A 21133-nucleotide genomic window follows, 5' to 3' on the forward strand; every position below is an offset into this window, starting at 1 on the left:
TGTCTTCGCTCAGAAAAGTCAACCTGACCGAGGCCTGAGGACCGCGCGTGCGGGACCGTCCCCCGTTTTTAAAGCGCGGGACGGTCCCGAACGCCTGGCGGGCTTTGCCCAATCAGGCTGCTTACCGGATACCGGGTGACTGAAATCCGACAAGAACCTCTCCGTTCAGGACAGTCCCGTCGGTCGCAATAACTTCTATTCCCCAAAGCCCAGCACGTCTCCCGTTACCAGTCCGCCGCCCACGCCACCGCCGCCGCTGCCCCCGGCTGCCGTTCCCTGGGCCGGTGCGCCGGGCACTTCAAATTGCGCGCCTACCGTAAGGCGTTCGCCCATTCGATCAATCATAAAATAAACATTACCATGGCGCTGGGCTTCGAGCATGGCGAGTTCATAATCCAGTTTGTTTGCAATCACGGTGCGGTTCAACTGCACGATCACATCGCCCCGCTGCACCCCCGCGGTTTTCGCGAGGCTGGACTCGGCGACATTGTTCACGTAGAGTCCCTGGGGCGCCTGCAGACCGTAGTTCTTTGCCGTGGCCGGGGTCAGCGCCGTGGCCTCCGTGCCCGTCTCCTGGAGCTTGAACGTGCCCACAAGCTGGCGTATGTCCGTGCCGAGCGTCTTGTTGAAGGTTTCCTCCAGCACCTGGCCGTCGACATAATCCAATTTCTCTAATTCGTCGATGATCGTGCGAATCGCCCCGTCGCCATACTTGTCTTCCACCAGAATGAACAGGCCCATGGCGGCGTTAAAATAATCGGGGTTATTCGCCCGGTCGTCAAAGGAGTCCCACGTGAAGAGGTCGGCGCCCACCTTGGAGAGAGACGTAAGCGGCTGCTGGTAGACGTGATTGTTCTCGAAGGTGGACAGGGGTACTGTGCCGCCGTCCGCCGCCGTACGCTCGCGCATTTTCTCGTAGACCAGAAACTCCGCATAGTTTGCCAGGCCCTCGCGGAACCAGCGCGTGTAATAGCGGGTTTTCACCAGCGGATTCTCTTTCTGATCGTCCAGGATTAACGGCGGCCGCGCGGGGTCCACCAGACTGAGCTTGGCCAGCTCATGGACAAACATGTAGGGATAGAACGGGTTTGTCGCGCGAATGGTCTCAAACGACTCGTCCGCATCCGCCACGAACATGGGGAATTGATACACGTCGCTCGTGCGCTGAAAGCCACCCGTAATTTCACCCGGCAGCCGGTCGCGACGCAGCAGGTACGCCCGCACCGGCACTTGAAGCTCCCGGCCGAGCTTTTGCTCCACGTGGGCGATATACTGCTCCATCTCCATCGCCAGCTCGCCCGCCTGTTCCTTCAGCCCCGCCTGAAAGGCAACCTCGGCCCGTCCCACCTTCGCCGTGCCCTCATAGTACTGCTCCGCCACATGGGCATTGTCCACCACCACCGCATCGCTGTAATTGAAACGCACATCAAACGCGGGCTTGCCCCCCTCCTCCTGATAGGTGGTGTAGGTGTCCAGCGCCGTCTTTTCTTCCAACGTCTCACAGCCCGCAAGCAGGCCCGCAAGCGCAACACCACACGCGGCCCCGCGAACCCATGACATGTACGATCTCGGCATAGTAATAGTGCTCCCTGAAATGAACAACGGAAACGAAGCACTAGTGTAACCCGCCACCACAAACCATGCAATTCAGTTGACAGTGGACCGTTGACAATTGACAGCGAACCCCACAAGACCCACAAGACCCACAAGACCCATAAGACCCATAAGACCCATAGACTCCCCGCACATCGCCACAGACAACTTTCAACGGTCAACTGTCAACTGTTAGAATCCCGGCACACCGCAGCAACCAGGAGTTTCCCCCATGCCCACACCACCGGCCTCAGTCATCACCATCGACTGCCACTATGATCACCCGGAGCGGGCCGCCGCCTTCCTCATTCTCGAAGGCGACCGGGCGGCCTTCGTGGACAACAACACAACCCTTGCCGTACCCCATCTGCTGGCGGCACTCGCCGAAAACGGCTATACGCCGGAACAGGTGGACTATGCCATCGTGACCCACATCCACCTCGATCACGCCGGGGGTACTGCGGAACTGGTCAAGCATTGCCCGAATGCCACCGTGCTGGCCCACCCCCGGGCGGCGCGCCACCTGATCGATCCCTCGCGCATCGTTGCGGGCGCCACGGCGGTCTATGGTGCGGAGACTTTTGCCAAGCGTTATGGCGTCATTGAGCCCGTGGATGAATCGCGCGTTCGGATCATGGAAGACGGAGAGCGCCTGGCCTGGGGTGGCAGGACCTTGACCTTCATCCACACGCGCGGCCACGCAAGCCATCATTTCTGCATTCATGATTCGGGCGCAAACGCGCTCTTTGCGGGAGACGCCTTCGGCCTGTCGCGCATGTCCTCCATGCGCCCCGGCCCGGCCTTTACCGTGTGTACTTCATCTCCCCCCGAATTTGAGCCGGAGGAAGCCAGAATCAGCGTGAAGCGCATCCTGGACAGCGGCGCGGAATGGGTCTACCAGACCCATTTCGGCTACTTCTCCGATCTTCAGACCCGCGCGGAGCAACTGTTGCGCTCGATCGGCGATCTGGAGGAGATCGGGCGGGAAGCCGCAGCCACCGACCTCGTCGGCGACGCCATTCAGGACTATTGTCATCCGCGAGTTATCGCGGCCTTTGAGGCCCATCTGAAGCGCTGCGGAGTGGCGGATGTGAACGCCGACATGGTCTGGCTCGCAGAGGACATTCGCCTCAACGCCATGGGCCTCGGCTTCTACGTGGAGCGGTTGCGCCGGGGCGTCTGATCGCGTTCAAACAGCACCTGTAAGCGAAGCACCCCCGGACCTGTGTCCGGGGGTGCCGTTTTTCAGCTCAAATCGCGCTCAAGCCCAGGTGATCAGCGCGGTCTCGTGTTTCTGCGCCAGATCATCATGATTCGGAATAACGCGCACGGTAAAGCCAAGCTGGCCCGTCCGGTCGCACTTGATGGAACCCTCAAATCGCGACAGCCCGTTCTTCACGCCCGGTGCGGAGGCCATTTCGCTGCTCGCACCATCCACAATCTGCCCTTCGGCGTTCAGCGCGCCAAAGTAGATTTCCACCGTCACATCGGCGCTCGTGAGTTCGCCCAGTTGAAGCTCCGCCGCCACGGCCAGATTCGTGCCCACCGGCAGATTCTCCGAGGGGCCCGATTCCACACGCACGATAGAAACCTGCGGCCAGTGGGCCTGAATTCGCTGCTTCCAGGCCGCCAGCGCGCAGGCTCCCGCCCGCTTGTTGGCCCGAAGCGCGTTGCGCCGCTGTCCCGAGGGAATGTAGCAGCGATCGGTGTATTCCTGCACCATGCGATAGGTGTTGAATACGGGCCCTATCGTGCGGATGGCCGATTTCATCCGGCGTATCCACTCCCGGGGAAGGTCATCGCTGCCGCGCTCGTAGAAGGTCGGCACCACTTCTTTTTCCAGCAATTCGTACAGCATTTCGCTCTCGACGCGATCCTGCTCTTCCAGGCTCTCATAATTTTCACCACGGCCAATACTCCAGCCGTTCGGGCCAAGGTGCTCCGCCTCGCACCACCAGCCGTCGGGGATGCTGATGTTCAGCGCGCCGTTGGCCGAGGCCTTCATGCCGCTCGTTCCACTGGCTTCCATCGGGCGGCGCGGCGTGTTGAGCCAGCAGTCCACCCCCTGCACCATATAGCGCGCCACGTTGATATCGTAATCTTCCAGGAAAATGAAATGGCGCTGGAGGTCGGGGTCGCGCCCCACCTGGTAGAGTTCGCGTATCAGTTGCTTGCCCGCCGCATCCTGCGGATGGGCCTTACCGGCGATGATGAACTGCACCGGGCGGCCCGGATTCGTGAGGATGCGCTCCAGACGCTCGGGATCCTTCAGGATGAGCGTGGCCCGCTTATAGGTGGCGAAGCGACGCGCGAAACCGATGGTCAGCGCGTCGGGATTCAGCACTTCCCGGCAGATCCGCAACTCCGCATCGGTGGCGCCCCGGTTCTCATGCTGCTTCACCAGACGGCGGCGCGCAAAATTCACCAGGCGCTCGCGACGCCGTTCGTGGGTGCGCCACAACTCCGTGTCCGGCACATCGTCGATACGCTGCCAGATGCTGTGATCGTCCGGGCTGTTTACCCAGCCGGGTCCGAGATACCGATCGTAGAGGTCGGAAAGATCGCGTGAGATAACGCTGCGCGTGTGGATACCGTTCGTGATCGATGTAATGGGCACTTCGTCTTCGGGTACGCCCTTCCAGGTAAGGTTCCACATGTTGCGCGCCACTTCGCCGTGGAGCTTGCTCACGCCGTTCGCCCCCGCCGATAGGCGCAGCGCGAGCACCGTCATGCAGAAGGGTTCGTGGGTATCGCTCGGGTTCTGGCGTCCGAGCTGGAGCAGGCGCTCGAAGGGAATGCCCACCTCCCGGCAGTAGCTGCCGAAATAGCGCTCCACCAGCGCCGCTTCGAACATGTCGTTGCCCGCGGGCACCGGCGTGTGCGTCGTGAAGAAGCTGTTCGCCTTCACCGTTTCAATGGCCTCTTCAAACTTCAGCCCCTCGTCCTTCACCAGATCCTTGATCCGCTGCAGGGCCATGAACGCCGCGTGACCTTCATTCATGTGATAGGTTGTCGGCTGGATCCCCAGCGCGTGCATCGTATACACCCCGCCCATGCCCAGCATGATCTCCTGGCGCACCCGCGTCTCGCGGTCGCCGCCGTAGAGCTGGGCCGTGATCGCCTTCGCCGCCGGCGGGTTGTCCGGGTGATCGCAGTCCAGCAGATAGAGGGGCACCCGGCCCACCTGGCAGCGCCACACATAGGCCGTCACCATCCCTTCGGGATAAGGCACCTGAATCGTCAGGGGCGCGCCCTGAGCGTCCCGCTCGTGGGTGATGGCGATATTGTAGAAATCGTTGTGCGGATAGGTTTCCTGCTGCCAGCCATCGGAGCTGAGATACTGGCTGAAGTAGCCGCCGCGATACAGCAGGCCAATCCCCACCAGGGGCAGACCAAGATCGCTCGCGGCCTTCAAGTGGTCGCCCGCGAGAATACCCAGGCCCCCGGAATAGATTCGCAGTGACTCGTGCAGGCCAAACTCCGCCGACATATAGGCCACGCAGAAGTTGTCCGGCGCTTCGGGATTCCGCTCCTTCCACGTGTTGGAAGACATGTACGTGTTCAGACTCGCCGCCACCCGATCCATGTGGGCCAGAAAGCTGTCGTCGTCCGCCAGATCTTCCAGGCGGAGCTGGCTCATGCGCCCCAGCATGATGCAGGGGTTCTGGTTCACTTCCGTCCACAAATCCCGATCAAGGCGGTGGAACAAATCGATTGCGTCATGGTTCCAGCACCACCATAGGTTGTGGGCGATATCGGAGAGGGCCTTCAGCCGCTCGGGAAGTCTCGGCACCACGGTAAATTTAGATACAGTCGCCATGGGATTCAATTCCTTTCTAAGAGGAAACACTATCGTTGCGGTCCAGGAACGCGTGGCGGGCGTCCCGGGCCGGGACGTTCTATCGGGCCAGCGGCGGTTACCCTGGCCCGCCGGCTAAGTACGACGGAGCATTCACCTGTTGAACACTGCGCAAAGAATACACGCTGGACGTGCAACCCTGGTAAAAGGGCGCGGCGGCGCTTTCCCCCGTCGGCACCCGCAAACCCGCTCTCCCCAGACATGCAGGGCGCATGTTGGCCGTAAGCATACCAACTGGGCCGGGAAGTGGCAAGTATTAGTTGCGGTCAATCCGGATTTTCACGCGAAACCAGAAGCCAGCAATGAGCAGGGCTACAAAAAGCCCGACGATGCACTGGATTACGAGTTTGGCAGGCGCCAGGCCGGGCCGGACTTGCTGCAACACGACGAGTGCGCCAAGAAACAGGAGCGTAACGATTGGCCAATACCCGCCATCGGTACTTCTTACCCTGCGGTATTCCTCCGGCCGCCGAAGCAGAAACCAGACTCCCATGATGGCGAAGCCCGCGAGGGTGCTGCCGTGTTGCAGGTATTTATACAACGGTAGACCCAGCATTTCGGTTTCCAGCACCGGCCAGTGGAGTACAAAGGGTCCGTTTCCATGGGTAAAACCATCCCAGAGAATGTGGGTGGCGGCGCCGAAGGCGAGCGCCGGCGGGACCAGCGCCATGTGTCGAACGCGCTTTTCCCGAAGTTGACCGGGCTCGGGCAGCCGATTGACGATGGGGCGCGGCAGGTTTCGATAGAGTGCCGGCGCAATCACACTCTGGTACAGCACGTAGACTACAATCCCGACGGGCACGCAGAACGTTAGAATGCCCAAGGCGCTGTGGCTGTAGAAACTCAGCATGCGCAGCCGCAGAAAATACTCGAAATCGGGACTCAAGCTGCCGACTACAAAGGCGGAAAGTGGCGCACCGACGCGCTCCCAGCGCGCGCACCACAGCACCGCTGCGGGATGGGCAAAAGTGAAGGGCATGGGGCGAGAAACACCCTCCTTGTTCCGTTGGGGATTGAGTTACGATTCAGATTGACCTGGGCTCAGTGGTGTCCCGACAATGTTCTGGCTGCATCCAGATGTCCCAGAAGACATTCGCGAAGTTGACACACAACATCCGGGAAATCAGGCGGAGTATCTATGAGTCTGCTACGTTTTATGAATGCATCCCACTGGGTCTGCTTGCCCGTATCGGCGGCAAAGGCATCCGTCAGCGGGTAGGGCACGTCTTCAGGTATTGCCGTTTTTCGGTTATCAAAGGTTTGCTTGATCGCCTTCGCCAGTGTGTCACCCTCGATGCTGAATTGCTCCAAAATAACCAGCGTATCGTAAAAGTCTTTCATCCGGCTGTTTGCAAGCCCAAGTGCAACCATGGCATGTAGTTTTTCGGCAACGACGGATTCCCTCGTGTACGCCCGAATCCAGGGCGCTGGAAAGTCCAGAAGTACGGGAAAAGCTATCCGAACGGCCGCCGGCGTTACGACATCGCCAAATCCCACATCAATCCGGAGTTTAAGTCTCGCGGTGGACAGGGTTGTAATCAAGCTCGCATGGACACCGGTATAGTTTCGATGCTCCCCGATGACGGAGACCGCTATCGAATCCTCTTCGAAGCATATGCCGTCGTCGGTATTCACGGGCGTTCGGCATAATTCGCCCAGAAGCTCTGCAAATTTATCGGGGTCTGGGGTGCCATAGGCCAGAAAGTCCAGGTCTCTCGTCGGGCGCTGCTCCTTTCCCGTCCAAGCGGTAAACAGCACCGCGCCTTTCAGTACAAGCGTATCCACGTGCGGTGAAACAGACAGACGGTAGAGGAACCGCTCAAAGGCGTACTGAAGAAACACGTGGTTGGGGTCCGCGTGACGCTCTTTGCTGAGGCGGACCAGACTTCGCTGCACACTTGAAGCGGTATCACGCGGTAACTTCACCCTGTAACCGCCTCGACATAGGGTCGCATGATACGCGCGACCCGGCAGATCGATGCGAAGTGAAAGAGTTCGTCGATCGTGCATCGCTGATTGTGAATGCAGTCCTTCAGCGCCTCAATCGCCACATCCAGTCCGACACGATTACGAAACTTGAAGCAGTCGGCCACCGTCTTGGCTGGACAATAGATGGTGGTCGGCACCCCGTCCAGCAGGTGGACTTCCCGTCCCTCGTCAAAGGATGGGCCGGAAAACCGGACGACCCGCAGCGCCACCGCGTCGGTCACTGGGGTACTGCTTCCATTCCGCAGCGCAATCCAGACTTCATGAGGATGCTGGGTGCCGATTTCATGAAACCGTAGGGCGGACAGGAGGCAGACTACCGCGCGCGGCACCCTTGAAGCCACCAACGTCAGCGCATAATACTCGGACACCGGTTGATCGGGCACGGTATATAACCCTCGCCCGACCCGTTCGATGGCGCCCGCTTGGCAGAGTCTCCGCACGGTTTCCGCATGCACGCCTTCCGCCGCCAGGTCGCGTGCGCGCAAAACGCCACTACGCCGCATAAGATGGTCGATTTTTTCGAGGGTACCCGATTCCATGCTGTGATTTTTCCGCTATAGATAGTAATATCTATAGTCATTTTATCACAGCGTCTTTTTCTCGTCAATCGTGCTTCAAGTTCAGAATTCAGAAAAAATACTTCCCGAAAAAACCGCCGATCGCCTGAAAAAAGGCACCCACCGGGCCGCGCTGCATCTTCACGCGACCGTGGCGCACCGCCGAGCGAAACTCGAAGCCATGGCGGGCAACACCCACCACCGGGGTGAAGGCCGTGCTCTGCACCGGCTGGGGCGACACATCCAGACTATCGGGACGGCCCTGGCGCGCGGGCACTTGGAACACGGCTTCGGCCAGGGCCACCTGATTCCGGATGGCCGCCGCCCCGCCCGTCAGGATGATGCCGCGCACGAGGTGCTTGGACATGCCCCGGGAGTTGATGTACTGGTGAACCTTGTTGAGCAGTTCCCGGGAGCGCTCGAAGATGATCATTTCCAGTTCATCGCGATCGACCACCGAGGGCGCGCCATGCACCGCGCTCTTGAGCTTAATCTGCGCGGAGCGGCCTTTTGAGGTGTCGTCGGGCACCGCGCTGCCGAGCTTGCCGGGCGAGAGTTCGCGCTGAATGAGCGACTCAGACAGGCCGTATTCCAATACAAGCTCGTCGGCCTCCTCGAAGGAGACCTGAAGGCCCGCCGCCACGTCGCGGGTGATATGGAAGCCGCCCCAGTCAAAGCACTGGGTGGTGAGAATGCGGCGGTCGCGGTACATGGCCAGGCTGGTGGTGCTCCGGCCCATGTCGAGCACGGCCACGCCGAGCTCTTTATCTTCCGGCGTGAGGCAACCCAGGGCCGCCGCAATGGGGAGGAAGACCAGGTCTTCCAGCTCGCGCCCCTGCGACTCGATACAGGTAATGATGTTGTCTTCGATGACGGAAGGAATCTGGGCGAAGTGGACGCGGGTCTTCAACACGCTCCCGCGGATACCCACGGGATCGCTCACGCGCAGATCGTCCACGTACCACTCCTGGGAGGTGACGGAAGACACAACGTGCTTGCCCGGCGAGAGGATGTCGCGTGAAGCGAGATCGAGCGCCTCTTCCAGATGCGCCATCTCCACCACACCGTGATCGAGTTTCACATGGCCGTCGCGGATGAAGCTTTCCACGTTGGTCCCGCTGAGTCCGCAAAAAAGAGACGGCAGCTTCACGCCCGCCTCTTTTTCCGCCGCGTTCAGCGCCTGTTTCAGCGCCCGCTGGGCCGCGTTCAGATCCTGGATCAGGCCCTGCGACACGCAGCCGCGGCCCTGCGCCGTACCATGGCCAAGGATTTGCACCGATCCGTCGCGGCCCTCAAGCGCCACCACCACGCGCACTTCACGGGAGCCGAAATCGACGGCGCCGACAATCTCACCTTTCCTGGCCACTATGCGGAATTCCCTTCCTGTTGCAATGATTGCAGTCGCGCGCGCGATTCACGGCGCGGGTATTGACGCGGATAACCGACCGCCTCACTCGGCGGGGGCGCTATCCTGCTCCACCGATTCGCCGCCACTCGCGACAACCGGTTCCGCGGCGCCGCCGCCCACCTGACGGATGGTATTTTCGATATCGGCCACGGCCGCCCGGCGCTGCTCCAGCTCAAGCTGGGCCGCCTGAAGCGACGACGCATGGGCCGCGCCCGTCTGCTGGAGCACCAGCACATGGTCGCGCGCGCCATCGAGATTCTCCCGCGATCCGGACTCCTCTTCGCTGAGCGCTTCGAGCTCCGACTGCATGCGCGATTCCTCGGAAAGGTTGTCGTCCAGACTCTGCTGGAAATTGGCCAGACGCTCCAACTCCGCGTTGCGGCGCGCTTCGAGCTCCGCAATCTGCCGATTCAGATCTTCAACCGAACTCTCCACCGCCGCCGTCTCGTCGCGAAGCTGGCCGATCTGTTCGCGCTTCGCCTCGAACTCTTTCTGGCACAGGGCCACCTGCTCTTCAAGCTGCTGCACGCGGTGCTCGGCTTCGCCCACCGCCGCTTCGCCCGCCGCAATCGCCTGGCTGTTCTGGGCGATGTCCGCCTCAATCAGCGCGATGCGGCCCGCCACCTGATCCGCTTCCATCGCCGCCATGTTCGCCGCGAGTTGCAGAGCGAATACCTTGGCGTCGGCCAGATTGCCCTGGGCCATGGCCCGCTGGGCCGTGCGAAAGAGGGCCTCGGGCGTGCCCGGCTCTGGCTCGGCTTCGGGAGCGGGGGCAGGAGCAGGGGGCGCTTTCACCGGGGCCACCGCCGCCGGTGCGACCGCTTCGGGGGCCGGTTCGGGTTCGGGACTGCCACCGCCAAAATCCAACTCGATGGACGCGCTGGCCGGTTCCGCAAAAAGGGACTCGGGAACGGACTCAACTTCCGACTCCAGCTCCAGAGCCAGGGTCTCCGCGGGCTCCACGGCGGCGGGCTCGTAACTCGGGGATTCCGGGACATCGGTGTCCGCGGTAAAATCATCGGACAGATCCATCGTCGCGGTCTCCGTTTCGTCTTCCAGGTCGTCGCTTTCGGAAACGGGGCGCCCCAGGAGTTCATCCAGAGAGGGGACGCTCGCCGCGGTCTCGCGGGGCAATTGCGTTAGTCCAGTATCTTCGAAGGGCGAGGAATCCAGCGTCTCCGATTCAAGCGGGGCAAAGGGATCGCCGGGATCCGAATCGAAAACACGGCCCGTTCGGCCGCCCGCAAGGCCGCTGTCAAAGACCGAACCGGGGACTTCTCCGCCGAGATCCTGATCGAGCATAGCGTCAAAGCCGTGGTCCACCTCCATCTCCGCCGTCGCGGGGGCCGCCGCGCGGTGGGGCTGCGCTTCATGCTCTCCCGTAGAATCGTCGTCCACCAGCGTCAGGCCGGCGTCGGCCAGTTCATCCAGGGCGCGCTCGTAGCGGTCCTGCCATTTCTTCATCACGCCGGAGCGCACGTTGCCCACGATCAGATCGCCGACCATCAGACACAGAATCTCGTAGCTGTCCTTCAAGAAGAAAATGGACTGGTCCGCGCGCCCTTCGTCTTCATAGGTCTGCAGAATGCGGGCCACGTCCGTGAGCGCTTCCTTCACATCGGCCCAGTCTTCATTCAGCGCAATCTCGATGCCCGTAATGAGCTGGTTCATGCACTCGTCACACCAGGCCTCCTGCGGGGCGCCTTCCTCCGCACGCGAAACCTGCCGCTGAAATCGGCCCAGGGCCGTGAGCAGGCGCTGCGTGGGATCACCGGCGACCATCGATTCTTCCTGGGGGGGCGGGGTCATGGCGTTCTCCTCTTCATCCGAGTGTTCCAGCGTTCCGACGGCAGGGCCGGACTGGGGGCCACCCGGTGTCGGGCGCTCCCCAAAGAAACGGCGACTTGCCGCCGCCAGGTTGCGGGTCTTTTTTCCAAATTGCACCGTAGGCACCTCCAAGCTCCCATTGTAGCATAGGGGTTGGTATGAGGCAATATATTGTGGTGTGGCGTGTTTTTTGGGTTGAGGGGATACCAGATGGGAGGCGGGGGCGAGTCTGTAGTCCGGAGTCTGTAGTCCGGAGGGAACTAAGGTGGTCCAGCCACCAGCCACCAGCCACCAGCCACCAGACTCCAGACTCCAGACTCCAGACTCCAGACTCCAGACTCCAGACTCCAGACTCCAGACTCCGGACTCCAGCCTGAAACCTGAAACCTGAAGCCTGAAACCGCCTGCCAATTAAATTTGACATCCACCATGTTCAGGCGCTATCATTTCCGACTCTGTGATTATGGCAGGGACAAATATGTCTTATTGCGCCTGCCGGATAGCATTCATGAGACCGGACTTACTGGGCGACATACCTTACCCCGCCCCTCCGACGAAAGGAAATACTCGAGCGCTATGGGCAAGTACATTGGACCCAAACACAAATTATGCCGCCGACTCGGATCTTGCATCTGGGGCAGCGCGAAATGCCCCTCCAACAAGCGTCCCTTTGCCCCCGGGCAGCACGGCCAGAACATCCGCCGCAAAATGTCGGTATATGGCCAGCAGCTTCTGGAAAAGCAGAAAATCCGCACCCACTACGGCCTGATGGAACGCCAGATGCGCAAGACCTTCACCGAAGCCCAGCGCATGGGCGGCGTTACCGGCACCAACCTGCTGATGCTCCTGGAGAGCCGGCTGGACTGCATCTGCTTCCGCCTCGGCTACGCCCCCACCATCACCGCCGCGCGCCAGCTCGTCAACCATGGCCACATCCTGGTGAACGGCAAGAAGGTGGACATCCCCTCCTTCCGCGTCCTGCCCGGCATGGTCATCGGTATCCGCGAACGCAGCAAGAAGGTCCCCATGATCGCGGAAGGTGTGGAGCATCCCCCCATCGCGATTCCGGAATACCTCGACCGTCCGTCGAAGTCTTTCGAGGGCCGCATGACCTCGCTGCCCAACGCGGAAACCCTTCCCTTCAAGGCCGAAACGGCCGGGGTTATCGGTTTCTACTCGCGCTGAGCGATCGCCGAAGTACTTGCCAGTCACGTATATGCGGCGGGCCCCGGACACCGTGGCCCGCCCATTTCATGTTTGCCCGCATCCGGGCACGTCCGAGCTGATTCCAGCCAAAGCCATAGAGGCCGCGAGATGAGCATAGAAATTGTCGTGGGCGCCAATTGGGGCGACGAGGGCAAGGGGCGCATGGTGGATTACCTCGCCCAGAACGCGGATTTTGTCGTACGTTTTCAGGGCGGCAACAATGCGGGCCACACCGTAGTCAATGAGTTCGGCCTTTTCAAGCTCCATCTCCTCCCCTCCGGGGTCTTCAACCCGAAAGCGATAAACATCCTGGGCCCCGGCATGGTCATCGACCTTCAGGGCCTCGCCGAAGAACTGGCCGATCTGAAATCCAAGGGGATCAATCCCCAGATCCGCATTTCCGATCGCGCCACCATCTGCTTTCCGTTCCACCGCCTTCAGGACGCCTGGGAAGAAGACCGCCTGGGCGCCAAAGCCTATGGCTCCACCCGCCGCGGCATCGCCCCGGCCTACGGCGACCGTACGGTGAAAAAAGGCATCCAGATCGGCGAATTGCTCTACCCCGAGCGCCTCAAGCAGCGCCTCGCCGATGTCATGGAGTGGAAAGAGCTCCAGTCGGGCCTCTACAACAAGAACGGCGCCCTCTGCTTTGAAGAAACCCTCGCCTGGGTCGAGAAGTACAGCGCCGTTGTTCGCGATCTGATCTGCGACACCACGGTCCTCCTCGATGAAGCCGCCAAATCCGGCAAGAATATCCTCTTCGAGGCCCAGCTCGGCACCCTGCGCGATCTGAACTTCGGCATCTACCCCTTTACCACCTCGTCTTGCGCGCTCGCGGCCTATGCGCCCGTCGGCGGCGGCCTCTTCGGCCATAATCTGGACCGGGTGCTCGCCGTGGTCAAGGCCTTCTCCACCTGCGTGGGCGAGGGACCTTTTGTCACCCGTATGAACGATGAAGACGCCAACAAATTGCGCGAAATTGCCGAGGAATACGGCGCCGCCACCGGTCGCCCCCGGACTATCGGCCACTTCGACGCCGTCGCCACACGCTACGGCGTGCGTATTCAGGGCGCCACGGAAGTGGCCCTGACCAAGCTGGACAGCCTGAGCGGCCAGGACACGCTGAAGATTTGCACCCACTACGATTTCCACGGCGAAAAGACGGACAACTTCCCCATCAACGCCGTGCTCGAAGAATCCACCCCCGTGTACGAAGAAGTGCCCGGCTGGAAAGAAGACATCACCGGCGTGCGCGAGTTCAGCGCCCTGCCGAAGACCGCGCAGGACTACGTGCTGCGAATCGAAGAACTGATCCAGTGCCGGATCCGCTATGTGTCCGTGGGCCCTGAGCGCGAGTCCCTCATCGATCGCGGGATGGCGTAAGGCGGCGTTTCTGCATGATGAGAACCTCCCTTCGCGGCGGAGAAATGGGTCTTATAGGTCGTATGAGTCTTATGGGTCCCAGGGGAGTGTTCTAAATTCATAGCTCCCATAAGACTCATACTCAGGTGCCAGACAGTCGCCCACGCTATCGCACCAGTCCGCGAACGGTTACAAGAGACATAACCCAGCCCGGATAACCCCATGGCCGTAACACTGCCCACCTTCAGCACCGTGGACGAAATCGTCCAGCGACTCAAGCGCAAGGACACCCCGCGCGTCGAGGTCGTGGGACCCTGGGGCTCGGGCAAGTCCATTCTGGCGCTTCAAGTGGCGGCGACCCTGAAGACGCCCCTGCTCTTCATCACGTCCGGACGCCTCGAAGCCGAGGGCATCCACGACGACCTGTGCACTTTCGCGGGCGAGGATCAGGCCGCTCTCTTCCCCGCCTGGGAAGTGCTCCCGACCGATACCATGAGCCCCGCCGACGATATTGTCGCCGAGCGCATGAACACCCTGAAGCGCCTCTCCAAAGCGCTTGACGACGGCCAGCCCCTCTTCGCCGTGGCGCCCCTGCGCTCCCTGCTCCAGTACGTGGTAAACCGCAAACGCCTCAACGAAGACAGCCTCACGCTGAAAACGGGCGAAGAGCACGATCTGGACAATCTCCTGGCGCGCTTTATCGCCATGGGCTATACCCGCGAAGCCATGGTGGAGCACCGGGGCGACATCAGCGTCCGCGGCGGTATCGTGGACGTGTTCCCCATTTCGAGCGAGCTGCCCTATCGTGTGGAATTCTTTGGAGACGAGATCGACTCCATCCGCCGCTTCGAACCGGAAACCCAGCGCAGCGTTTCCCGCGAAACTGAGTTGCAAATCCTGCCTCGCTCGGAAAAGGCCCTCCTGTCGGCGAAAAACAGCCCGGAACAGTTTACCGCTCTGACCGACTACTTCCCGAAGGACACCATCGTCGTTGTCGACGAACCCCTCCGCCTCGGTGAAATGGCGGAGGAACTGGGCAATCAGTTGGAGGGCAGCCCCCACCACCTCCCCTGGGAAGGCGCGCTGGAAAAGCTCGGAAAGTTCAAGCAGATCCACCTGGCCCAGATCGGCTACGAGCGCGATCCGGATACGCCTCGCTACCTGGCCCCCATGCAGTCCATCACGGGCTGGGCCGGCCAGAGCGGCGACTTCTGGGAGCAATTGAAAGCCTGGGACGTCCAGCAGTTCACCGTACAGCTCATCTGCGTGAACACCGGCGAGCGCAAGCGCCTGCTGGAGTTGCTCGAAGAGCAGGGCTATCGGCCGGGAGAAGACGCCTTCGACCTCCGCGTTTCCATCGGCCGCCTCCAGTCGGGATTCACCTCCAACGCCGAAAAGCTCGCGGTGCTCAGCGAGCGCGAAATGTTCGGCCGCCATTATATGCGCCGAAAGCGCCGCCGCTTCGAAGCGGGCCAGACCATCACCCAGTTCAGCGATCTCAAGGTGGGCGACTATATCGTCCACGCCGACAACGGCATCGGGCGCTACACCGGCCTGCGCCGCATCGAGGGCAAGGCTGGCGACTATATGTGCATCCAGTACGCGGGCACCGACGTCATGTATGTGCCCGTCTCGCAGATCGACAGTATCCAGAAATACTCCGGCGGCGACGGGGCCATGCCCAAGGTGGACCGCCTCGGCGGCAAGACCTGGTCGAAGAAAAAGGCGGCGGTGAAGAAGGCGGTGAAGGACATGACCGAGGAACTGGTCAAGCTCTACGCGGCCCGGGAAGGCCACACGGGCTATGCCTTTTCGGCCGACACGCCCTGGCAGCGCGAGTTTGAAGACGCCTTCGAGTACGACGAAACCCCGGATCAGGCCCGCGCCATCGACGACATCAAGCGCGATATGGAATCGGCACGGCCCATGGACCGGCTGCTCTGCGGCGACGTGGGCTATGGCAAGACCGAAGTTGCCCTGCGCGCCGCCTTCAAAGCAGTCATGGACGGAAAGCAGGTGGCCATACTCGCCCCCACCACCGTGCTCACGCAACAGCACTACCAGACCTGCAAAGAGCGTATGGCGGACTTCCCTGTGCGCATTGAATTGCTCAACCGCTTCCGCACCGACAAGCAGCAGAAGGAAACGGTCGACCGCGTGAAGGCGGGCGAAGTCGATATCCTCATCGGCACCCACCGCATCACCTCGAAGGACGTCAAGTTCAAGGATCTCGGCCTCGTCATCATCGACGAAGAGCAGCGTTTCGGCGTCGGGGTCAAGGAGAAGCTCAAGCACCTGCGCAACCACGTGGACGTGCTCACCCTCTCCGCCACGCCCATTCCCCGCACGCTCCACTTCTCCCTCATTGGCGTGCGCGACATGAGCCTCATCAACACTGCGCCCAACGATCGCCTGCCCATCCACACCGCCATCGAGCCTTGGGATTCGCGGGTGATCGAGGAGGCCATCGAGCGCGAACTCGCCCGCGAGGGCCAGGTCTTCTTCCTCCACAATCGGGTCCAGACCATCGACAAGACGGCGGCGGCGATCAACAAGCTCGTCCCCCGGGCCCGCGTGGGGATTGGTCACGGCCAGATGGCCAAGCACGAGCTCGAAGAGATCATGAGCGACTTCATCGCCAAGAAGATCGATGTGCTCGTCTGCACCACCATCATAGGCTCGGGCATCGACATCGCGAACGCCAACACGATTATCGTCGATCGCGCCGATACCTTCGGCCTGGGCGAGCTCTACCAGATTCGGGGCCGCGTGGGCCGCTACAAACACCGCGCCTTCGCCTATCTGCTCGTTCCCGGCCACAAGGCCCTGAGCGAAGAAGCCCAACTGCGCCTGAAGGCCCTGGAAGACTTCTCCTCCCTCGGTTCGGGCTTCCGCATCGCCATGCGCGACCTGGAAATTCGCGGCTGCGGCAATATCCTCGGCGGCGAACAGAGCGGCAACATCGCCACCGTGGGCTATGAGACCTACAAGGACCTCATCGCGGAAGCGGTGGCCGAGCACCAGGGCCAGCCCTTGCGCAAGCGCAGCCTGCCGCCCTTCGACCTCCAAATCGACACCTTCATCCCCGACGAATACGTGCCCACGGCCCAGCAGAAAATGACGCTGTACCGCCGCATCGCGGGCGTCACCTCGCCCGAGGAGATCGACGAGTTGCAGGCGGAACTCAAGGATCGTTTCGGCCAGCCCCCCGCGCCCGTGCGGCGCTTGCTTGACGTCATGCGCGTCCGCGCCTTCGCCGGTGAAGCGGGCGCAAAGAGCGTCGTCGCCGCGAAGACCCTCATCGACATTCAGTTCGAGGGCGCCCGCTTTCCCGACAAGCAGACCCAGAACCGCATCTACCAGACCTACGGCAACGCCGTGGAGTTCGCCTGGCGCGCCAATCCCTCGATCACGTTGAAAGTCGATCCCGAGAAAGACGACCTCTGCGCGGCGGCGATAGAATTGCTGAAGCAGATTGCCGAGGACTGAGGCGAACGCGACAGTGGGAGAAGTTGAACCACGAATGGACACGAATCTTCACGAATAAGATTGTCGGTATCGCCTCCCCTCGTTCGGGCCTACTGTGAGCGCTGAAACGACTTCTATTCTGTGAAATTACGTGGTAGTTCCAGTTTTTTGACCACGGAAGACACGGAATTTCACGGAAGATAGGAAAAAGGGTTCGTAGCTTATTCATCCATAGCCCGAAACTGAGTTCGGTGCTGTCGGATTCTTATTCGTGAAGATTCGTGTCCATTCGTGGTTCACTTTTGTCCCGTTTGTACTGGAATCGTTAGACTTTTCGCCGCGCATGTAGTATCGTAGCCGGTGCTATGCTTGGGGAATTTCCAATCAGGGACTATCAGAGGAGACGCAAACACATGGGCAAGACCCTACTGGCGCTTGGCGCGCTGTTGCTGTCCGCGGGCCTGGCCGCGGCGGATGAAGGAAAGAAAATGGGCATCGAAGTGGCCCCCTACGGCACGACGAAAGATGGTGTCGCGGTAAAGCAGTACACCCTGACCAACGCCAACGGCCTGAAGGCGGTGCTGATCGAGTACGGCGCGATCATGGTCTCCCTGGAGACTCCCGACCGCGACGGCAAACTGGCGAACATCACGCTGGCCTGCAAGGACCTGGCGGGGTACGAGGCCCACAGCCCCTATTTCGGCGCCATCGCCGGACGCTGCGCGAACCGCATCGCCAAGGGCAAATTCTCGCTCGATGGCAAGGACTACGCCCTCGCCGTGAACAATCCCCCCAATCATCTCCACGGCGGCCTGAAGGGCTTCGACAAGGTCGTGTGGGCTTCCGAGGGCTTCACCACGGAAAACGGTGTGGGCGTGAAGTTCACCTACCTCAGCAAGGACATGGAAGAAGGCTACCCCGGCAACCTGACCAGCGTGGTGAAGTACACCCTGACCAACGACAACGAACTGAGCTTCGACTATGAAGCCACGACCGACAAAGCCACCGTGGTCAACCTCACCCAGCACAGCTACTGGAACCTGGGCGGCCACGGCGCGGGGACCATCCTCGATCACGAACTCACCCTCAACGCCGCCCAGTACACCCCCAACGACCCCACCGCCATCCCCACGGGCGAGATTGCCCCGGTGGCCGGCACCCCCCTGGACTTCACCAAAGCCACGGCCATCGGCGCACGCATCGATCAGGTGGAAGGCGGCTACGACCTCAACTTCGTCCTGAACGACACATCCACCAACCTCCACCTCGCCGCGAGCGTCTCCGACCCCAAATCGGGCCGCGTAATGGAAATCCACACCACGGAGCCGGGCATCCAGTTCTATTCCGGCAATTTTCTGGACGGCAGCTTCGAGGGCCTCGACGGTGTGATCTACCCCAAGCACAGCGGCTTCTGCCTCGAAACCCAGCACTACCCCGACAGCATCAACAAGCCCGAATGGCCCACCGTGGTTCTCAAACCCGGCGAGACCTACCGCCACCACACGGTGCACAAGTTTTCCGTAAAGTAGCAGCACCCCAGCCAGAACGTACGAAGGCAGGCCCCATGGCCTGCCTTTCTTATTGACGGCGGCATCAGACCGATCAGTCAGATCCGACCGATCGGTCCGATTTGCCCCCAACAGTTTACAGCCTACAGCCTGAAGCCTGAAGCCTAAATATAATACATGTCCGCGCTGGAGGCCTTCTCCATTAATTTCCGAACCGTGATCTCCGCCAGCACACCCCGGATTCCCACCGCGACCTCTTTCCAGGCGGGCCGCAGTGAAGCCGTTCCCGAATCGTCCACGGGCAGAGGATCGAGAATTCCCCCATCTATCGCCTCCACGATATCCAGGAGCCGCACCTCCTCCGGCGGTCGGGCCAGCAGATAGCCCCCCTGAGAACCCCGCTGGCTTCGCACCAGCCCCGCGCGCTTCAATTGAAGCAGAATATGCACCAGATACTTCTCGGGGATCTGCCGCCGATCGGCAATTTCCTGAGAGGTGACCGTCGTTTGAGCGTCAAAGTGCGAACCCAGCTCGACGATGGCCCGACAGGCATATTCACAGCGCGCGGAAATGTTCATGATGGCAGGAAATAGACTCCGTTCCAAGTTCCCCGAAACGCCGTTGCATCGCGAAGATCGCGGGAAGCAGGGAGGAATTGCTGGCCCCATGGTAGGGCAACAGCCCACCCAAGTCAACGACTTGAACAATTCAGGGCGGCGGCGGGTACGGCTATATCCCATCCTCAACAAGGGATCCCATTCGGGGCTGGAGAATGGTATACTGCCTCTTATTCTCTGTGGTCATTGGATAACCTCCGGGAGCGGTCTCCATGCACAATGAAACTATACTCATCGTAGACGATGACCCGGTCAACCTCATGGTCCTGCGCAGGCTCATCAGCCGAAAGGCCCCCTACCGGATTATCGAGGCGATTGACGGCCAGTCCGCGCTGGATCTGGCCCAGGCCAATCCCGATCTCGACTTGATACTCCTCGACGTCCAAATGGGCGAGATCTCGGGCATCGATGTGTGCCGCATCCTCAAGAACAATCCCCGCACCCGAGCCATACCCATCATCCTGATTTCAGCCGTGCACACCGACGACGCAAGCATTGCCGAGGGGCTGGATTCCGGCGCCGATGGTTATATCACCAAGCCCGTCGACGACAACATGCTCCAGGCCTGGCTCAACGCCAGCATGCGCATCAACGCCCTGCGGCGCGCCCTGGCCAATCAGGCCGGACCCGCCCTGGGCGATCTGGGAACCCTCCTCGGTTTTTTCGCCGGCCTGGCCCATTCCGTCAACAATCCCCTGCAGGGCATCATGGCCACGGGCGACCTGCTGGGCATGGAGCACGAGGGCAACCCCGAAATTCTCGAAGCCGTACACGCCATTCAATCCAATGCCGAAAAAATCGCGCGGCTCGTCGAGGAGGCCAGCCAGCAGGCCCGGGCCTTCAGCGCCGCGCGCGCTTCCACCTGAAACCCAAAGCGTCACCGGATTGGACAGGGCACTGATTCCGGACGCTACGCACAGCGCGGCCAGCGCCGCATAAGGAATTCATGGCCCCCGAGACCCAGCACCCAGCGCCGGCCCTTTCCCCGGATATCACCGCCATCGTACCCTGTTTCAACGCCGGTGATCGCGTTCGCCCCGTGGCCGAGGGCATCCTGCGCCAACTCCCCTCGCTCATCGTCGTGGATGACGGCTCCACCGACGGCGCCATCGACGCCATGCACGATCTGCCCCTGGACATCCTCCGCCTCAACCCCAACCGGGGCAAGGGACACGCCCTGCTCGCAGGCATTCGACGCGCCCTGGAAAATTCAGACTGCGCCTGCATCTGCCTGCTCGACGCCGACGGGCAGCACAACCCCACCGAGATACCCCGGCTCTACGAGGCCTTCAAGAATACCGGAGCGGACCTCGTCATCGGAACCCGCGTCTTCTCCGGCGGCCACATCCCCCTGCGAAGCCGCTTCGGCAACAAGGTTACCATTTTCGCCACGGCCCTTCTGCTGCGCCACCGCCTCCCCGACACCCAGTGCGGTTTCCGGCTCCTTTCCCGCAACTTCGCCGAGCGGGTCCTCGATGTGATCGAAGGCGGGCGCTATGAAACCGAGATGGCCATTATCGCACTCGCCATCCGGGAACGCAGGCGCATCGAATCCGTGCCGATCAGCACCATCTATGAAGCGGGCAACGCCTCCTCCCACTTCCGGAAGTTTCACGACTCCTACCGCATCTACGCACGCCTCTTCCGGGCCGGCTGGGCCGCCTGGATGCGCCCCCCGGGGATGTAACGATCCCCGGAAATGCGGTAATATAGAAGGCATTCACAAAGGTCCGGTTCGG

Annotated in this window: 15 protein-coding genes; 7 read left to right on the forward strand and 8 right to left on the reverse strand. The window is 61.3% G+C overall.

Annotation, left to right across the window (positions count from 1 at the left end; genetic code table 11):
* Nucleotides 1-195: 195 nt before the first annotated feature.
* Entirely contained in the window at nt 196-1560 is a 1365-nt protein-coding gene (locus JNK74_26070; protein ID MBL7649657.1) for a PDZ domain-containing protein, read from the reverse strand.
* 265 nt (nt 1561-1825) lie between these two features.
* Between JNK74_26070 and JNK74_26075 the strand changes: the two genes are divergently transcribed.
* Complete coding sequence (locus JNK74_26075; GenBank protein MBL7649658.1) at nt 1826-2776, forward strand: MBL fold metallo-hydrolase; 951 nt, start codon at nt 1826-1828, stop codon at nt 2774-2776.
* A 78-nt stretch (nt 2777-2854) separates the two neighbouring features.
* Here JNK74_26075 and glgP read toward each other — a convergent pair whose 3' ends face one another.
* The 6 genes from glgP to JNK74_26105 form a co-directional block, all read right to left on the reverse strand.
* On the reverse strand, nt 2855-5413 hold the full coding sequence (gene glgP / locus JNK74_26080; protein ID MBL7649659.1) for an alpha-glucan family phosphorylase: 2559 nt from the start codon (nt 5411-5413) through the stop codon (nt 2855-2857).
* 295 nt (nt 5414-5708) lie between these two features.
* A complete protein-coding gene (locus JNK74_26085) occupies nt 5709-6431 on the reverse strand; it encodes a DUF4184 family protein (protein MBL7649660.1) in 723 nt (240 codons plus the stop codon).
* A 62-nt stretch (nt 6432-6493) separates the two neighbouring features.
* Nucleotides 6494-7378 carry a nucleotidyl transferase AbiEii/AbiGii toxin family protein gene (locus JNK74_26090; GenBank protein MBL7649661.1) on the reverse strand — a complete coding sequence of 295 codons (885 nt, stop codon included), beginning with the start codon at nt 7376-7378 and terminating at the stop codon, nt 6494-6496.
* Nucleotides 7375-7980, reverse strand: a complete 606-nt coding sequence (locus JNK74_26095) for a type IV toxin-antitoxin system AbiEi family antitoxin domain-containing protein (GenBank protein MBL7649662.1) — start codon at nt 7978-7980, stop codon at nt 7375-7377. The genes JNK74_26090 and JNK74_26095 overlap by 4 nt, the downstream gene beginning before the upstream one ends.
* Nucleotides 7981-8068: 88 nt before the next feature.
* Nucleotides 8069-9364, reverse strand: a complete 1296-nt coding sequence (ftsA, locus tag JNK74_26100) for a cell division protein FtsA (GenBank protein ID MBL7649663.1) — start codon at nt 9362-9364, stop codon at nt 8069-8071.
* A gap of 84 nt (nt 9365-9448) precedes the next feature.
* Nucleotides 9449-11350 carry a hypothetical protein gene (locus JNK74_26105; GenBank protein ID MBL7649664.1) on the reverse strand — a complete coding sequence of 634 codons (1902 nt, stop codon included), beginning with the start codon at nt 11348-11350 and terminating at the stop codon, nt 9449-9451.
* Between the two features lie 459 nt (nt 11351-11809).
* Here JNK74_26105 and rpsD point away from each other — a divergent pair, with 459 nt between their 5' ends.
* From rpsD to JNK74_26125, 4 genes are all read left to right on the forward strand, one after another.
* Complete coding sequence (rpsD, locus tag JNK74_26110; GenBank protein ID MBL7649665.1) at nt 11810-12418, forward strand: 30S ribosomal protein S4; 609 nt, start codon at nt 11810-11812, stop codon at nt 12416-12418.
* 129 nt (nt 12419-12547) lie between these two features.
* Nucleotides 12548-13822, forward strand: coding sequence for an adenylosuccinate synthase (locus JNK74_26115; GenBank protein MBL7649666.1), 1275 nt, complete (start codon nt 12548-12550; stop codon nt 13820-13822).
* Between the two features lie 201 nt (nt 13823-14023).
* The gene (gene mfd, locus JNK74_26120; GenBank protein ID MBL7649667.1) at nt 14024-17290 is read left to right on the forward strand and encodes a transcription-repair coupling factor; all 3267 of its coding nucleotides are present in this window, start codon (nt 14024-14026) and stop codon (nt 17288-17290) included.
* A 392-nt stretch (nt 17291-17682) separates the two neighbouring features.
* Nucleotides 17683-18798, forward strand: coding sequence for a galactose mutarotase (locus tag JNK74_26125; protein MBL7649668.1), 1116 nt, complete (start codon nt 17683-17685; stop codon nt 18796-18798).
* A 143-nt stretch (nt 18799-18941) separates the two neighbouring features.
* On the opposite strand, the gene JNK74_26130 is transcribed toward JNK74_26125, so the two are convergent.
* Nucleotides 18942-19382, reverse strand: coding sequence for an Rrf2 family transcriptional regulator (locus JNK74_26130; protein ID MBL7649669.1), 441 nt, complete (start codon nt 19380-19382; stop codon nt 18942-18944).
* A 224-nt stretch (nt 19383-19606) separates the two neighbouring features.
* On the opposite strand from JNK74_26130, the gene JNK74_26135 reads away from it, so the two are divergent.
* Both JNK74_26135 and JNK74_26140 read left to right on the forward strand, forming a co-directional pair.
* Nucleotides 19607-20260 (forward strand): response regulator, encoded by a 654-nt coding sequence (locus JNK74_26135; protein ID MBL7649670.1) that lies wholly within the window; start codon nt 19607-19609, stop codon nt 20258-20260.
* 80 nt (nt 20261-20340) lie between these two features.
* Nucleotides 20341-21081 carry a glycosyltransferase family 2 protein gene (locus tag JNK74_26140; protein MBL7649671.1) on the forward strand — a complete coding sequence of 247 codons (741 nt, stop codon included), beginning with the start codon at nt 20341-20343 and terminating at the stop codon, nt 21079-21081.
* Nucleotides 21082-21133 lie beyond the last annotated feature (52 nt).

This window comes from Candidatus Hydrogenedentota bacterium (assembly GCA_016791475.1).
In the GTDB taxonomy this organism is placed as follows: domain Bacteria; phylum Hydrogenedentota; class Hydrogenedentia; order Hydrogenedentales; family JAEUWI01; genus JAEUWI01.

Excerpts from the sequence above, each read along its gene's own strand:
- JNK74_26070 (MBL7649657.1), bottom strand. The coding sequence starts at position 1,560 with ATGTCATGGGTTCGCGGGGCCGCGTGTGGTGTTGCGCTTGCGGGCCTG.
- JNK74_26075 (MBL7649658.1), top strand. The coding sequence starts at position 1,826 with ATGCCCACACCACCGGCCTCAGTCATCACCATCGACTGCCACTATGAT.
- glgP (MBL7649659.1), bottom strand. The coding sequence starts at position 5,413 with ATGGCGACTGTATCTAAATTTACCGTGGTGCCGAGACTTCCCGAGCGG.
- JNK74_26085 (MBL7649660.1), bottom strand. The coding sequence starts at position 6,431 with ATGCCCTTCACTTTTGCCCATCCCGCAGCGGTGCTGTGGTGCGCGCGC.
- JNK74_26095 (MBL7649662.1), bottom strand. The coding sequence starts at position 7,980 with ATGGAATCGGGTACCCTCGAAAAAATCGACCATCTTATGCGGCGTAGT.
- rpsD (MBL7649665.1), top strand. The coding sequence starts at position 11,810 with ATGGGCAAGTACATTGGACCCAAACACAAATTATGCCGCCGACTCGGA.
- JNK74_26115 (MBL7649666.1), top strand. The coding sequence starts at position 12,548 with ATGAGCATAGAAATTGTCGTGGGCGCCAATTGGGGCGACGAGGGCAAG.
- mfd (MBL7649667.1), top strand. The coding sequence starts at position 14,024 with ATGGCCGTAACACTGCCCACCTTCAGCACCGTGGACGAAATCGTCCAG.
- JNK74_26125 (MBL7649668.1), top strand. The coding sequence starts at position 17,683 with ATGGGCAAGACCCTACTGGCGCTTGGCGCGCTGTTGCTGTCCGCGGGC.
- JNK74_26135 (MBL7649670.1), top strand. The coding sequence starts at position 19,607 with ATGCACAATGAAACTATACTCATCGTAGACGATGACCCGGTCAACCTC.
- JNK74_26140 (MBL7649671.1), top strand. The coding sequence starts at position 20,341 with ATGGCCCCCGAGACCCAGCACCCAGCGCCGGCCCTTTCCCCGGATATC.